The following is a 14821-nucleotide window of genomic DNA, read 5'->3' on the forward strand; positions in this document are numbered from 1 at the left end:
AGGATAGTAAATGTTAAAAATTTTTAAAGCATTAGCATCTAAGGACAAGGAACCGAAAACAAAAAGATGTAATTTGTATATATTACCCGATAATTCTTTTATTATACAAGGATTTTTTTATGAGAATTACAGTCCTGGGTTTGTCCATTCTCACGTCAGGGCGCGTATTTCAGAAGAGCTGATACCTGTATTGTTAGGTGAACTTGTATTAACGATAACCAATACCACTAAGTTTATTGACCTTAAAGAATGGGCAAAAGATCACGATTCATATTCCAAGGCCTTTCTGAGCTTTGCTGGCTATAAAAATTTTAGAAGGCTGGAAAAAGAGACTGTCTGTGTGATAATTAAATTGGCGAATAATGTGATCACGATTACGCCAACAGAGTATGACCGTAAAGATGGCGGATTTTCACACCTTGTCGATAAAGAGGTAACGTGCTCTCCCGATGCAGAGAGTATTTATGAACATTTGATTCCTTTGCTCAAACGCAGTAACTATGAACATTTAGCCTCTTAACTGCAATACAATAGCCAGTAGTTAGGTTGCCTTAATTAAAAAATCCTCAGAAATTTCATATTTCTGAAGTTTTTTGCGTAAATAAAACGGATATAGAATAGATAGATTTGATTTTTTTGATCGTATGAGTAAAGTGAGTAAAGAAATTTGAAAAAAAATTTTGATAATATCCCATCGGATAAAAGGCAAATTAATTTACTATTAAAAAAGACTGCCATAATGGCAGTCTTTTTGGGTGCAATATCTTGCAAACAAGATTAACGTTTGAACATATTGCCGTATTTCTGATTGAATTTGTCCACGCGACCAGTAGAGTCAACGATTTTCTGTTTACCGGTATAAAACGGATGACAAGCAGAGCATACTTCAATATTGAAAGTATCTTTTTCCATTGCGGATTTAGTTACAAAAGTATTACCGCAGGAGCAAGTCACAGTTACGTCGTGATAGTTAGGTTGAATGCTGTTATTCATAGTATCGTCCTTAGTTAAGCGGGCACAGGGGATGTGCCTGTACCTCTTGAAACGGATGTCTCGAATCGGGCGATTATACTCGCATGAGTAAGATTTTCAAGTAAATCAGTACACAGATCAGCCATATTACTTAGATGTTCTGTGAAAAAGATGCAGTGTATTACCTGATTCAAAACATACTGTACATTAAAAGTATAATACTGCTGTCAAGTCCCTGATTCAGAATAGATCCATCGCCTCTTAAATATCTGTTTTGTATAAAAAATCAGGCACGGCGCCAGCTTGTACCATTAGCACCATCTTCCAACACAATGCCGGCAGCCGTTAGCTCATCGCGAATACGGTCTGATTCTGCCCAGTTGCGTTCTGCACGCGCCTGCTGCCGTGCAGCAATCATCGCTTCAATGGTGGCATTATCAAGACCTTGTACGCCTTCACCCACTTCATTCTGCAAAAACGCCTCCGGATCACGCTGTAACAAACCCAGCAGACCACCCAGCCCTTTTAAACACCCTGCCAATTGCGCATCATGAGTTTTATTAATTTCATTGGCCAGTTCGAATAGAACAGCAACAGCTTCCACTGTAGCAAAATCATCATTCATTGCAGCATAGAACCGGCGCGTATAATCATTTAAATCCGCATTAACTTCAACATTTGATGCAGGTGTATTTTTCAGCGCTGTATACAAACGCGTTAAACTGCCTCTGGCATCATCAAGATGGGCGTCAGAATAATTTAAAGGACTGCGATAATGGGCACGCAAAATGAAAAAACGCACCACCTCTGCATCGTATTTTTGCAACACTTCGCGGATAGTGAAGAAGTTTCCAAGGGATTTAGACATTTTTTCATTATCCACACGAATAAACCCATTATGTAGCCAATATTTTACATGGCTAGCAAAGTGATTTTTTTCCGTGCAACAACCTTGTTTTTCTGCACCGCAGCTCTGAGCAATCTCATTTTCATGGTGAGGAAACTGCAAATCAGCTCCACCACCGTGGATATCAAAATTCTCACCCAACAAAGCTTTGCTCATAGCCGAACACTCAATATGCCAGCCCGGCCGACCACGTCCCCACGGGCTGTCCCACGCCGGTTCATGGGGTTTGGCCGCTTTCCACAACACAAAATCCAAGGGATCACGCTTGTAGCCATCCACATCCACTCGTTCACCAGCGCGCAAATCATCCAAACTCTTACCGCTCAGCTGGCCATAGTCAGGAAACTCACGTACCGCATAAAATACATCACCATTCTCAGCCAAATAAGCTTTACCATTTGCCATGATCTCCTCAATCATGGCAATCATCTGTCCAATATACTGTGTGGCTCTCGGCTCATGGTTTGGTGGCAGCACACCTAAAGCAGCCGCATCCTCATGCATAGCCTGAATATAATAATCAGTCAGTTCAGAAATACTGATGCCGCGCTCATTTGCCCGATTAATAATCTTATCGTCTATATCAGTAATATTACGCACATAATCAAGCTCATAGCCTAGCTCACGTATCCAGCGCGCCACCATATCAAACACAATCATCACCCGTGCATGCCCCAGATGGCAATAATCATAAACGGTCATGCCACACACATACATACGCACCTGTGGTGGATTAATCGGTGTAAATTTCTGTTTGTTTCTAGTTAAGGTGTTATACAAGCTGAGCATGTCTGGTTCCAAAGTGACTGATAGTAGCCCTGAATACAGGCAATTTAATTGAATGAGGCTAAACTGGCCGTTTTCAAGGGCGAACGAGCCTCAAACACGTTTAAATAAGACTAAATTGTAATATAGCGCAGTAAACTTGTCGCTTAAACCAGCATTGCTACAAAATAAATTACAGATATGCAAACCGGACAGAATATTTTCAGTTTGCGCACCTCCTCCCTCCCTCACTTGCTTTTCTGCTATAGATAGCATAAAACATACATGTGAAAACCATAATCAAATTTTAAGAGAAGGAGTAAGTATGACCATCATGAAACCATTGGCTGCACTCGCTGCCGCCACTACCTTAGCCCTGACTGGCTGTGTTACCGATCCTAGTACCGGCCAAACCCATGCCAGCAAAACCGCTGTTTACGGCCTAAGTGGAGCTGCCGTGTGCGGAATCGTTGGTGCAATTACCCACAATAGCCGAGGTGCACGTAATGCCGCTCTGGGCTGTGGTGCTATCGGTGCTGGCATCGGCGCTTATATGGATTACCAAGAAAAACTATTGCGTCAAAAACTGGCTAATACAAATGTTGAAGTACAGCGCGAAGGTGACCAGATTAAACTCACCATGCCAGAAAACATCACATTTGCAACTAATAGCTCTGAATTAAGCAGCGCCGCCACATCTTCCCTATCTTCTGTAGCTGAGATTCTGGCTAAATATGTGGATACCAATATCACCATCGCTGGTTATACCGACAGCACCGGTAATGACAATATCAATAGGCCATTATCACAACGTCGCGCTGAGTCTGTTTCCACATTCCTGAGCGCCCGTGGCGTCGCCAGCAATCGTATTAGCGCAGTAGGCTACGGTTCTGCTAATCCAATTGCCAGCAATGCCACAGTGGAAGGCCGTGCCAAAAATCGCCGTGTAGAAATTCGTGTTAACCCTGTTCAACAAACAGCTACCACTACTACACAACAAACCACTACCTACGTACAGTAACGACTAAAAGGCGTGATAGACACTATATCGTTTCATTCAGTCTGTCACGCCTTAAATTTACAAGTTTTTCAAAATGATATTCATTTACAATATTAAATGTGTTAATATTTAATAACATTTATTAACTATTGAAATGAATAATTATGTAAAATACAACAAAAAATAACACTTTCAACTCTTCTTCAGGCAACCTTGCGCCAGTCATGTCTATTGGGGACTGGCTCATAATGTTTATCGTGTTTTGCATACCCATTGTCAATCTGATCATGGTTTTAGTCTGGGCTTTTAGTGGCAACGGCAATCCTAACCGCTCTAATTTTTGCAAAGCATACCTGATAGTCGTGGCAATAACGATAATACTATATATAATTGCCCTAGCCATTTTCGGTAGCATTATCGCTAATTCAGCGCATCAGTTTTAAGGCTTAAAGCAATGATGATTAAGTTTGATAACTTAATCACAATTAAGCCAAGCTATCCATCATCTAATCCGTAATAAAATATGCGCAATAATCACCAAGCACTTCAGACAGAAGTGCTTGTTTTAAAATAAAATATGATAGTATTAATAATAATACTAACGTAAAAAAGAGATATTAAAAATAAAAAATTCATAGCTCAATTTGGAGGAGTTAATCCAGCCAAAAGCAAATTTGAGCAGATATAACGACCATCATTGCAATACTAAAGTCGGATAGACTTACTAAATTCCGACAATCTTAATTTACTGTAATTACCCGAACAAGTTACTATTCATACCAATCTCATTTTTCTCCTAAAAGAATAAAACATAAATATGCAAATTGATTATTGATAAATAAAAATCTGAATACAAAAAACATTTATCGCGATTCTCAAGCCAAAAAACCGATAACGGTCAGTGATGCATTCCATTAAAAATTAAATTTAATTCCCTACCATAAGTATTTTTGTTTATTTTTTTCATCTAGAAATCAAGTACCTGATTACATTTAATACACATCAGCTTATAAAAAAATAAGCAAGCATATTTTCTACATAAACTAATTTATGAAAATACCTGAACGAATATCATAAATGTGCACCAATGCTCACAGTAGAAAATATAAGAGCAGCTTCAAACTATTTATATAGACAAACTCATTAATGATTAACTCTTACACCGGCGATATGTCTCTGAAGCACTGAACAAATAAAAAGCACTTCAAACTGAAGTGCTTTTTACTAACAAGCTATACTTATACATCCAATGAGCGATGCAGTTTCGCCTGCCGTTCAATACGTTTATTAATAAACCATTGTTGTGCTAGCGTTAAAATATTGTTCGTCAGCCAGTACAGTACCAGACCGGCAGGGAAAAAGAAGAACATCACAGAAAACGCTACCGGCATGATTTTCATCATTTTAGCCTGCATCGGATCCGTAGGAGGCGGATTCATAAAGGTTTGCAGATACATGGTCAGTGCCATCAATACCGGCAAAATGTAATAAGGATCCTGACGTCCCAAATCGGTAATCCAGCCAATCCATGGAGCACCACGCAATTCTACCGAAGCAAACAGTGCCCAATACAAACCGATGAAAACCGGTATCTGCAACAGCATAGGCAGGCAGCCGCCAACAGGATTGATTTTTTCCTTTTTGTACAACGACATCATTTCTTGCTGCATACGCATGCGGTCATCGCCATACTGGTCTTTCAATGCCTGCAAGCGAGGTGCTACAGCACGCATCTTAGCCATGGACTTATATGAAGCATGAGTAAGCGGGAAAAGAATAGCTTTTACTGTAAGCGTCAGCAGAATAATTGCCCAGCCCCAGTTCTGTACCAGTCCATGCCACCAGTTTAACAGCCAAAATAACGGCGAAGAAAACAGCGATACCTTGCCATAGTCTTTAATCATTTGCAGATGATCAGCTACCTTAGTAATCACTGAATAAATCTGCGGACCAGAATATAAAGAAATACCGAAGCTAGCACTGGAATTAGCGGGAATGTCTTTTACTGGTACGCGTACGCCTGCAGAATATAAGCCATCACTACGTTTGCGAATATCAATTTTGCAATCGTCATTGCTGCCACAAACACTGCTGCCCTCTTTCGGCTGCAGAATCCACGTAGTCATAAAGTAGTGCTGGGTCATACCGATCCAGCCGGTATTGGTTTTACGCTGATAGTCTGCTCGGTCACGACCGGAAGCATAATCGCTGTCCAAATCTTTAAAAGCCACTTTTTCAAATTTGCCATTGGGCGTATACAGCACCGGCCCCGTATAGGTGTGATCGAAATAGCCAGTACCTTCCGGCTCCTTGTCATCACGCAAAACCCGATAGGCCACATCCATTTGCAGCGGCTGTGCATTGTGATTGGCAATTTCATAGCGAAGGCCAATCAAATAACTACCTTTAGTAAAGGTATAAATCTTACTTACCTGCACACCGTTCTGTTCTGCTGCTGTCAAACGCACATCCAGCTTGTCGCCATTAAGTGTGTATTGTTTTTGCGGCGCAGTAAAAATCAGATTTTTAAACTGATAATCACCCTGACGGTTTAATAATACCGACTGGGCAATGTACTGATGACCATCCGCACCATTATCCAGCAGCACAAATGGCTTACTGGCATCACTGGTAGCTTTGTATTTAGTCAGTGTAAGCTGGCGCAAATCGCCAGTTTTTTCATCAATAACCGCCTTAACAGTATCCGTAGTGACCGTAACTGGCTCAGTTTTACTTAATGCACCCTCAGCTCCCACGCCAGTGGAAACTGCATTGCTCGTAGATGATGTTTGTTGTGCCGCTGGATGATTTTCGGGTTGTGGGTATAATTTTTCCCAACCCAGCAAAATGGCCATGGTCAGCACAAAAAATATCAGTAATCGTTTAAAATCCATAGTGTATTCCGTGTGTATTCGCTAAGGAAGTGGGTCATGACCGCAACCACCCCAAGGATGACAGCGGCAAATGCGCTTGATTGCCAGCCAGCCACCCTTGAATACCCCGTATTTTTGCAGAGCGAGTACTGCATATTGCGAACAGGTCGGGCTATAGCGGCAACGGGGCGGTAAAAGCGGGCTGATGGCATACTGGTAAAACCGAATCAGACCCAGCAATAAATATTTCATTGCGACTTTGCTTTACACCCGTCAGCTGCCACAAGCAACTGCTGTAAAGTCTTGATTACACCAGCATAATCCGCATGCCGGAAGGGCTGACGTACACGAATGATTATATCTGCCGGCGGCAATTCATGCCGGTGCAGGCGAAACCATTCTCTTAATACACGTTTCATATAATTGCGCCGATTGGCTCGTTTGGCCACTTTTTTGGCCACTACCAAACCCAGACGCGGAAAACCAAGTGTATTGCGTGCATGAAACACCTGAATCCAAGCACGGCTTTTCTGGCAACGTAACGCAAAAACGGATGAAAAATCATCCGTTTTTAAAAGGCGATATTTTTTGCCAAAATGATAATCCATTCTTGTGCTTACACAGCCAAACGTTTACGACCCTTGGCACGACGGGCAGCCAGTACAGCACGTCCACCGCGTGTTTTGCTGCGAACCAGAAAGCCATGAGTGCGTTTGCGACGGGTAACGGATGGTTGATAAGTACGTTTCATAATTTATTCCCGAATTAACTTTAAATAAAACGTAGCATTACACAACAAGAACAGCACTTTGTCAATCAATATAATCTACAGGAAACCCAGACTGCAAACGGGTTAACACAGAGTGCAAATCGTGGTCATAAAGTTCTTTATTGCGTATAATTAGCATAATAGGCGATACCTGTTTCCATTACTTAAGCCAAGTCCCATTGGCAGACAAAAAATAAGCTTCACGCATGACCCTAACAGAATTTTGGCCGCAGTGCCTGTTACAACTTAAACAAAACCTACCGCCCCAGCAATACCAGATGTGGATTGCTCCCCTAACCGTAGGTGAAGAAAATGGCAATTGGGTAATATTCGCGCGCAATACCTTTGCATTCAACCATATACGTGAGCGCTTCTGGCCAGCTGTGGAAAACGCCCGTCAGGCCATACTCCCACACGGACAAACTCCTTTAATCCTCAAAATTGGTCAGGGGCAATCTTTACAAGCAGCTACACAGGCTCAGGCAATTACCAATACCATTAATTCTGTAAAAGCTGAAAGCGGCACTCCGGTTCAGGTGGAGACTGAAAACCTTAATAAACATGAACCCTTAAACACAATCCCTGCACCTGAAGAAGCCAAACCGCGTTCAACAACTAAACGCACAGAATCAGCTCAGGACATTATTGCCAAAAGGTTAAAAAATAATCAGTCTAAAAGTGATAGCAATACGGCTGAAAGCAGTGAAGTCAACCCTAGCAAACCAAGCAAAGTAGATAAAAAAGAAACATCTATACCTAAAACTGAGTCTGATAATGTACTGGCAAACAGTAAAAAATCACGCTATACCGACACTAATCTCAATCCTGAACACACCTTCGCTGCACTGGTACAAGGCAAAGGTAACCGGCTGGCTCATGCGGCCGCCCTCTCTATAGCTGAAAACCCAGGCAATAGCATGTACAACCCGTTTTTTGTTTACGGCAGCACCGGTTTGGGTAAGACTCACTTAGTACAGGCCATTGGTAACCAGCTCTTTGCTGCTGATGCCAAAGTCAAAATCCGTTATATACATGCCGATGAATTCATCCGTGGCATCATGAACGCTTTCCATGCTAAATCTTTCGATGCCATGCGTCAGCAATACCAACAGGTGGACTTGCTGATTATGGATGATGTTCAGTTTATTGCTGGCAAAGACCGCACCATGGAAGAGTTTTTTTACGTCTACAACCATTTAATTGACGAAAAAAAACAGGTTATTCTTACTTGTGATACCTTGCCTACTCATATTGATGGCATGGACGATCGCTTAAAATCACGCTTTTCTTGGGGACTAAGTCTAGAGCTGGAACCACCTGAACTGGAAATGCGTGTTGCCATTCTGCAGAAAAAAGCCGAGCTGGCTCAGGTAAAACTTGAAGACGAAGCTGCGTTCTTTATTGCCAAACATATCCGCAGTAACGTGCGCGAACTAGAAGGCGCATTCAAGCGTGTTGTAGCTCAAAGCCGTTTTGCCAGCCGGCCGATTGATGTCGGTTTAGCCACAGAAGCACTACAGGATATTCTGGCCGTCAATCACAAACCAATGACACTGGAACACATCCAAAACACCGTAGCCAAATTCTATGGCATCACCATCAGTGATATGGTAGGCAAAAAACGTACACGTAATCTGGCACGTCCGCGTCAGATGGCCATGACCTTGGCTAAAGAACTCACCCCACTTAGTTTACCCGCTATTGGCAGCGGATTTGGTGGCCGTGACCACACCACAGTCATGCATGCAGTAAAAAGCATCTCCAAACTCCGTAAATCAGATGCCGAGACAACCAAAGCGTACGAAACCTTAATGATGATTTTGCGAGATTAAACCAAGGAAAACAACATGCTGATTCTACAAGCAGAACGTGATAGTTTACTTAAACCTCTGCAAGCCGTAACCGGCATTGTCGAGCGTCGCCATACCTTGCCGATCCTGTCTAACGTATTACTGGAGAACCATCAGGGGCAAATCAAAATTTTAGCCACCGATCTGGAAATTCAGATTGATACCATAGGCCCAAAAAGCGAAGCTGAAGATTTCCGCATTACCACCAATGCTAAAAAACTACAGGATATTCTGCGCGCCCTACCAGCCGGCGCCATGGTTTCACTAGACTGGAACAATAACCGTCTGGTCCTAAAAGCCGGCAAAAGCCGCTTCAATCTACAAACTTTGCCGGCAGAAGACTTTCCACTGATGAGTGTAGGAGAAGACGTAAATGCCAGCTTCTCCCTACCTCAGGAGACCTTCAGAGAAATGCTGTCACAGGTCCAATACAGCATGGCTATTCAGGATATTCGATATTATCTAAACGGTTTACTGATGCAAACCGAAGGCAATCAGCTGCGTTTAGTAGCCACAGACGGGCACCGCTTGGCCTATGCCGCCTGTAGTCTAGATACAGATTTACCTAAAGCAGAAGTGATTCTACCCCGCAAAACGGTACTGGAACTATTCAAGTTGCTTACATTCCCTGAGCAACCGATTACTATAGAACTATTGAATAATCAGGTTCGCTTCCGTTGCAACGATACCATTATCGTTTCCAAAGTAGTAGACGGCAAATTCCCAGACTACAACCGCGTGATTCCACTAGATAATGACAAAATCTTCCTTGCCAATCGTAGCGAACTACTCGGCGCTTTAGAACGTGCTGCTATTCTGGCCAATGAAAAATTCCGCGGTGCGCGTTTGCAAATCCAGCCGGGGCTGCTCAGCGTCACCTGTAACAATAATGAACAAGAAGAAGCACGTGAAGAATTGGAAATCGCTTATCAGGGTGACACACTGGAAGTCGGATTCAACATCAATTATCTGATGGATGTATTACGCAATTTACATGCCGATGACTTGCAACTGGCATTTGGCGATGCCAATCGCTCAACATTATTTACCATCCCCAACAATCCCGATTTTAAATACATAGTCATGCCGATGAGAATATAAATATCTCTTATACAAAGACTTAGCAACTGCCCTAAATCAGAATAAATGATTCCCTCATCTATATCTGATTCAGGGCAGTTTTTTCTTTACATTTAACATGATTATCATTCAATAAAAAATCCGATAAAACATCACCTTAAACATATCAACCGGCTGAAAAAAAACTTAATTTCTGCTATAATAATTATCTAATGAATTATTCGATTCAGCCCTGTAAATATGGCAAAATTGAGCATCCTTAATATTCTTTTCTGCCTACAGGCATCATATTAAAAGCATAACCGCTGCCCCAGATTTATAAAGAATTCTTATGACAGATCAACACCCTGAAGATTACAGCGCCGACAGTATCAAAGTATTAAAAGGCTTGGATGCCGTTCGCAAGCGTCCTGGCATGTATATTGGTGATACCCAGGATGGTACTGGTTTACACCATATGGTATTCGAAGTTCTGGACAATGCGATTGATGAAGCGCTGGCCGGCTATTGTGATCATATCACCGTGGCAATAAACGCTGATAACTCCATTACCATTGAAGACAATGGCCGTGGCATTCCCACCGACATGCATCCCGAAGAACACCGCTCTGCGGCTGAAGTTATCATGACCATCCTGCATGCCGGCGGTAAATTTGATAACAATAGTTATAAAATTTCTGGTGGTCTGCATGGCGTAGGTGTATCTGTAGTGAATGCCCTATCCGACTGGCTGCGCCTGACTATCTACCGTAATCACAAAGAACATTTTGTAGAGTTTAATCACGGCGACGCCATCGCACCACTATCCGTAGTAGGCGACACCGATAAACAAGGTACGCGCGTACAGTTTCTCGCCAGCACCGAAACATTCGGCAATATTGAATATCACTTTGACATTCTGGCCAAACGTATCCGCGAATTGTCTTTCCTGAATAATGGCGTCAGCATTGAACTTTTTGATAAGCGTGACGGCAAACATGAAAATTTTGCTTTTAGTGGTGGCGTGGCTGGTTTTGTGCAATACATGAACCGCAACAAAACTGCACTACATAACAAAGTTTTCTACGCCAGCGGCGAAAAAGACGGCATGAGCGTAGAATGCGCCATGCAGTGGAACGATAGCTATCAGGAAAACGTGCAGTGTTTTACCAATAATATTCCGCAACGTGATGGCGGCTCCCATTTGACTGCTTTACGTCAGGTCATGACCCGTACCATCAACAATTATATTGAAGCCAATGAAGTAGCCAAAAAGGCCAAAGTAGACACCAACGGCGACGATATGCGCGAAGGTCTTACCTGCGTATTGTCAGTGAAACTGCCTGACCCGAAATTCTCATCACAAACCAAAGACAAACTCGTTTCCAGCGAAATTGGACCGGTGGTCAATGAAGTTTTAAGCAAAGGTTTGTCTGAATTTCTGGAAGAAAATCCCACTGAAGCCAAAATCATCACCGGTAAAATTGTCGATGCTGCCCGTGCCCGTGAAGCCGCTCGCAAAGCACGCGAAATCACCCGCCGCAAAGGCGTTATGGATGGATTAGGTCTGCCGGGTAAACTGGCCGACTGTCAGGAAAAAGACCCCGCATTGTCTGAGCTGTATCTGGTCGAAGGGGATTCGGCCGGCGGTTCTGCCAAGCAGGGTCGTGACCGCAAATTTCAGGCCATCTTGCCGCTCAAAGGTAAAATTCTGAATGTCGAAAAAGCCCGTTTTGAAAAAATGTTGGCTAGTCAGGAAGTGGCCACCCTGATTACTGCACTGGGTGCCGGCATTGGCAAAGAGGAATTCAATCCGGAAAAACTGCGCTACCATCGCATCATCATCATGACCGATGCCGACGTAGACGGTGCCCATATCCGTACCTTACTACTGACTTTCTTTTACCGGCAAATGCCTGAACTGGTAGAACGCGGCTATGTATACATTGCCCAGCCTCCGCTTTACAAAGCCAAGCATGGCAAACAGGAACGCTACCTGAAAGACGAGTTTGAAAAAGACCAGTTCCTGCTAAGTCTTGCTCTGGACAAAGCACGCCTGAATATTGGCGAGACTACCTTAGAAGGAAATGCACTGGCGGAGATTGCCAAACAGTTCATCCTAGCGCAAAGCATGATTATGCGTGAAAGCCGCATTATCGACAGCGCCGTATTAAATGCCCTACTCTACTGGAATGAAAATCTGGATTTAAACAATGTAGCCAGTGCAGAAAAGGCCACACAAGCCTTAACTAATCTCATCAATGATGAAAACCTCACACTGGAACGCATCGGTGCCGAAGACGAAGTGCAAATGATTAAAATCACCCGTCAATTGCATGGCAATCAAATGGTGAGCTATCTGGAACAGAAATTTGCCGAAAGCCGCGCCTATCAGATTATCCGCCAGACCGCTGCAACCTTAAGCGGTATTGTGGATGCCACGATTGAAGTAGTGAAAGGCGAAACAAAAACCGAAGTAACCGGCTTTGCGAAAGCATTGGATTTACTGATGACCACAGCACAAAAAGGGCTATCTATTCAGCGCTATAAAGGGCTGGGCGAAATGAATCCAGAGCAACTATGGGATACCACCATGGATCCAACCGTGCGCCGCCTGCTGAAAGTTAAAATCGAAGATGCGATGGCTGCGGATGATGTATTTGTTACCCTTATGGGTGATGAAGTGGAACCACGGCGGGCATTCATTGAAAACAATGCGTTGAATGCGCAGGTGGATATTTAAGCAGGGTTTCTTTAATCAAAAAGGGATGGCCTAGCCATCCTTTTTTTATGCTTAATTTATACTATAAATTGATACAACCTGATATGTAATGAAGCAAACTAAATTTTTACAACTATATTCTAAGCTAGCCACAGATTGGTTAAAGACAGCATTAGTTATGGCTGCCTGAGCGTATTAATATCCGAGCTGGTCTTGTGGATTTTTAGGTATGGGTTTTATTTTATCTATTAGTTATCAGACAAAAATTATAGCATTTGCCATTCTGGTTTATATTCTCATGCTCAATTGTGGCTGTGAGTTGTGGACAAAAGTTAGTTAGCCAATATTGCCGATTACTTTCTATCATAATACCTAAAGCGATATTGATTTTGTCTAACTGGATGTTTTATCCAAATTATATAAAATCTTCGCTAATAGCGGTAATAAACAAATGCCTTAGAAAATGAAATCTAATTCACTAGTTACTTCGTATTTCATACTTAGTCCAGATTCCAGTGCTGACTTTAGTTGCTGTTTTGGCCAAAATAGATTGCTGCTGAGTTTATCTCACTACCTATATGAGCTTATTTGCTCATTATGTGCTGGTTTTAAAAATTGCAATTTTCATTATTCTGTTTTGTCTGCTTTCTTACATATCTAATCTTTAGTTGCTGGTGATAAGCATATCTTGCTCTGCACTCAGCCATGTATTTCTGTTTCCTATCTATTCCTTATTAATCCATCTAAATCAGCATTTTCAAGCTCAGAGGGGAATAGTGCCTGCTTGGTTATATAACCACCAGCTATAGGAAAAAAGTATTAGTCTTGCTGATAAACTAAATAGATAAGCAGGCAAGCGGTAATCATTAACAATCTACCGTTTTGGGAAAATAGGTAACCTTTTGGTTTATGCGGGATGTGCAGTAAGTCTCAACTGCTGTGAGGCTAATAAGCGGCCAAGATAAAGTGATTATTTTTTTATTGAGAAGGTGAAAAAAACTGAATTTAATCAAACAGAATAGCAACAAAAAATGTGCTTATATTGATAAAATAGAATACAAATAAGGCTCTGATTAAAAAGAACCGTCGTTCTGGACGACATTTTCACATTAAAAATCTACTAGATTGATACTTAGCGCTAAAACTTAATTTATCAAAATTAAATGACATAGGCCAAGCGTATGCATAAATATGCTATAGTATTTTCGGTGATTTTATAAGGTTTTAAGATGGATATTAAACTGACCTCGCAGGACAAACGCTATATTGCAGGCACGGATGATGTGTACAAGATTATGCAGCGTGTGTTATTACGTGAAAACAAAATCGACCGAGAAAAAGAACATTTGTGGATGATTGGCATGAATGAGGCAGGTTATATTCTGTACCTTGAGCTGATTGCACTGGGCAGCTATAAATCGGTGAATATTGAGCCAATAAATGTATTTCGCGTAGCTGTAATGAAAAACGCTTCTCGCGTTATTATGGTACATAACCACCCTTCCGGTTCGTTGACGCCGTCTGAGGCAGATAAGGATATTACAGACCGTTTAATTCAAGTTGGCCGTATTTTAAATATCGACCTTATCGACCATCTGATTATTACCCCCACAACTTATATTAGTTTTCGCAGTATTAAACTGATGGACGAACTGGAACAAAGCCTGAAATACGTCCCGACTTTCCAAGTCATTGAACGCATCCGTAAAGAAGAAAAGCAAATTGCGAAAGAGAAGCTGGCGATTGAAAGAAGTAAGACCAAAGCTGAAAAAACACGTCGGGAAAAACTTGAACATGCAACTGCTAATGCATTATTGACTAAAGGGGTGCCAATAGAAGAAATTGCCAAAATTATGGAGATAACGGTAAAGGCAGTAGAAAAACATATTAAGTAAAAAGTAAAC

General features: G+C 42.1%; 12 protein-coding genes. 6 read left to right on the top strand and 6 right to left on the bottom strand.

What is annotated here, in order from left to right; genetic code table 11:
• The first annotated feature begins 10 nt into the window (after positions 1 to 10).
• Entirely contained in the window at positions 11 to 520 is a 510-nt protein-coding gene (locus ACQP6D_RS08285; protein ID WP_367486773.1) for a contact-dependent growth inhibition system immunity protein, read from the top strand.
• A gap of 257 nt (positions 521 to 777) precedes the next feature.
• Here ACQP6D_RS08285 and rpmE read toward each other — a convergent pair whose 3' ends face one another.
• Positions 778 to 993 (bottom strand): 50S ribosomal protein L31, encoded by a 216-nt coding sequence (gene rpmE, locus ACQP6D_RS08290; protein ID WP_100090964.1) that lies wholly within the window; start codon positions 991 to 993, stop codon positions 778 to 780.
• 265 nt (positions 994 to 1258) lie between these two features.
• Positions 1259 to 2668 (bottom strand): cysteine--tRNA ligase, encoded by a 1410-nt coding sequence (cysS, locus tag ACQP6D_RS08295; RefSeq protein ID WP_427857920.1) that lies wholly within the window; start codon positions 2666 to 2668, stop codon positions 1259 to 1261.
• 301 nt (positions 2669 to 2969) lie between these two features.
• Here cysS and ACQP6D_RS08300 point away from each other — a divergent pair, with 301 nt between their 5' ends.
• Positions 2970 to 3665 carry an OmpA family protein gene (locus tag ACQP6D_RS08300; RefSeq protein ID WP_100151878.1) on the top strand — a complete coding sequence of 232 codons (696 nt, stop codon included), beginning with the start codon at positions 2970 to 2972 and terminating at the stop codon, positions 3663 to 3665.
• A gap of 1217 nt (positions 3666 to 4882) precedes the next feature.
• Here ACQP6D_RS08300 and yidC read toward each other — a convergent pair.
• The 4 genes from yidC to rpmH are packed head-to-tail and all read right to left on the bottom strand — an operon-like array spanning position 4883 to position 7268.
• Positions 4883 to 6538, bottom strand: coding sequence for a membrane protein insertase YidC (gene yidC / locus ACQP6D_RS08305; RefSeq protein WP_267391579.1), 1656 nt, complete (start codon positions 6536 to 6538; stop codon positions 4883 to 4885).
• Between the two features lie 21 nt (positions 6539 to 6559).
• The gene (yidD, locus tag ACQP6D_RS08310; RefSeq protein ID WP_267391578.1) at positions 6560 to 6769 is read right to left on the bottom strand and encodes a membrane protein insertion efficiency factor YidD; all 210 of its coding nucleotides are present in this window, start codon (positions 6767 to 6769) and stop codon (positions 6560 to 6562) included.
• Complete coding sequence (rnpA, locus tag ACQP6D_RS08315; protein WP_267403867.1) at positions 6766 to 7125, bottom strand: ribonuclease P protein component; 360 nt, start codon at positions 7123 to 7125, stop codon at positions 6766 to 6768. The genes yidD and rnpA overlap by 4 nt, the downstream gene beginning before the upstream one ends.
• Before the next feature lie 8 nt (positions 7126 to 7133).
• Complete coding sequence (rpmH, locus tag ACQP6D_RS08320) at positions 7134 to 7268, bottom strand: 50S ribosomal protein L34 (RefSeq protein ID WP_004283944.1); 135 nt, start codon at positions 7266 to 7268, stop codon at positions 7134 to 7136.
• 224 nt (positions 7269 to 7492) lie between these two features.
• Here rpmH and dnaA point away from each other — a divergent pair, with 224 nt between their 5' ends.
• The 4 genes from dnaA (at position 7493) to ACQP6D_RS08340 (ending at position 14812) form a co-directional block, all read left to right on the top strand.
• Positions 7493 to 9118, top strand: coding sequence for a chromosomal replication initiator protein DnaA (gene dnaA / locus ACQP6D_RS08325; protein WP_370387571.1), 1626 nt, complete (start codon positions 7493 to 7495; stop codon positions 9116 to 9118).
• A 15-nt stretch (positions 9119 to 9133) separates the two neighbouring features.
• Positions 9134 to 10237 carry a DNA polymerase III subunit beta gene (gene dnaN / locus ACQP6D_RS08330; protein WP_100140729.1) on the top strand — a complete coding sequence of 368 codons (1104 nt, stop codon included), beginning with the start codon at positions 9134 to 9136 and terminating at the stop codon, positions 10235 to 10237.
• Positions 10238 to 10547: 310 nt separating this feature from the next.
• Positions 10548 to 12938, top strand: a complete 2391-nt coding sequence (gene gyrB / locus ACQP6D_RS08335) for a DNA topoisomerase (ATP-hydrolyzing) subunit B (RefSeq protein ID WP_427857921.1) — start codon at positions 10548 to 10550, stop codon at positions 12936 to 12938.
• Positions 12939 to 14146: 1208 nt separating this feature from the next.
• On the top strand, positions 14147 to 14812 hold the full coding sequence (locus ACQP6D_RS08340) for a JAB domain-containing protein (RefSeq protein WP_367420318.1): 666 nt from the start codon (positions 14147 to 14149) through the stop codon (positions 14810 to 14812).
• Positions 14813 to 14821: the final 9 nt, after the last annotated feature.

It is taken from the genome of Snodgrassella sp. CS2, assembly GCF_050310315.1.
GTDB lineage: Bacteria > Pseudomonadota > Gammaproteobacteria > Burkholderiales > Neisseriaceae > Snodgrassella > Snodgrassella alvi_E.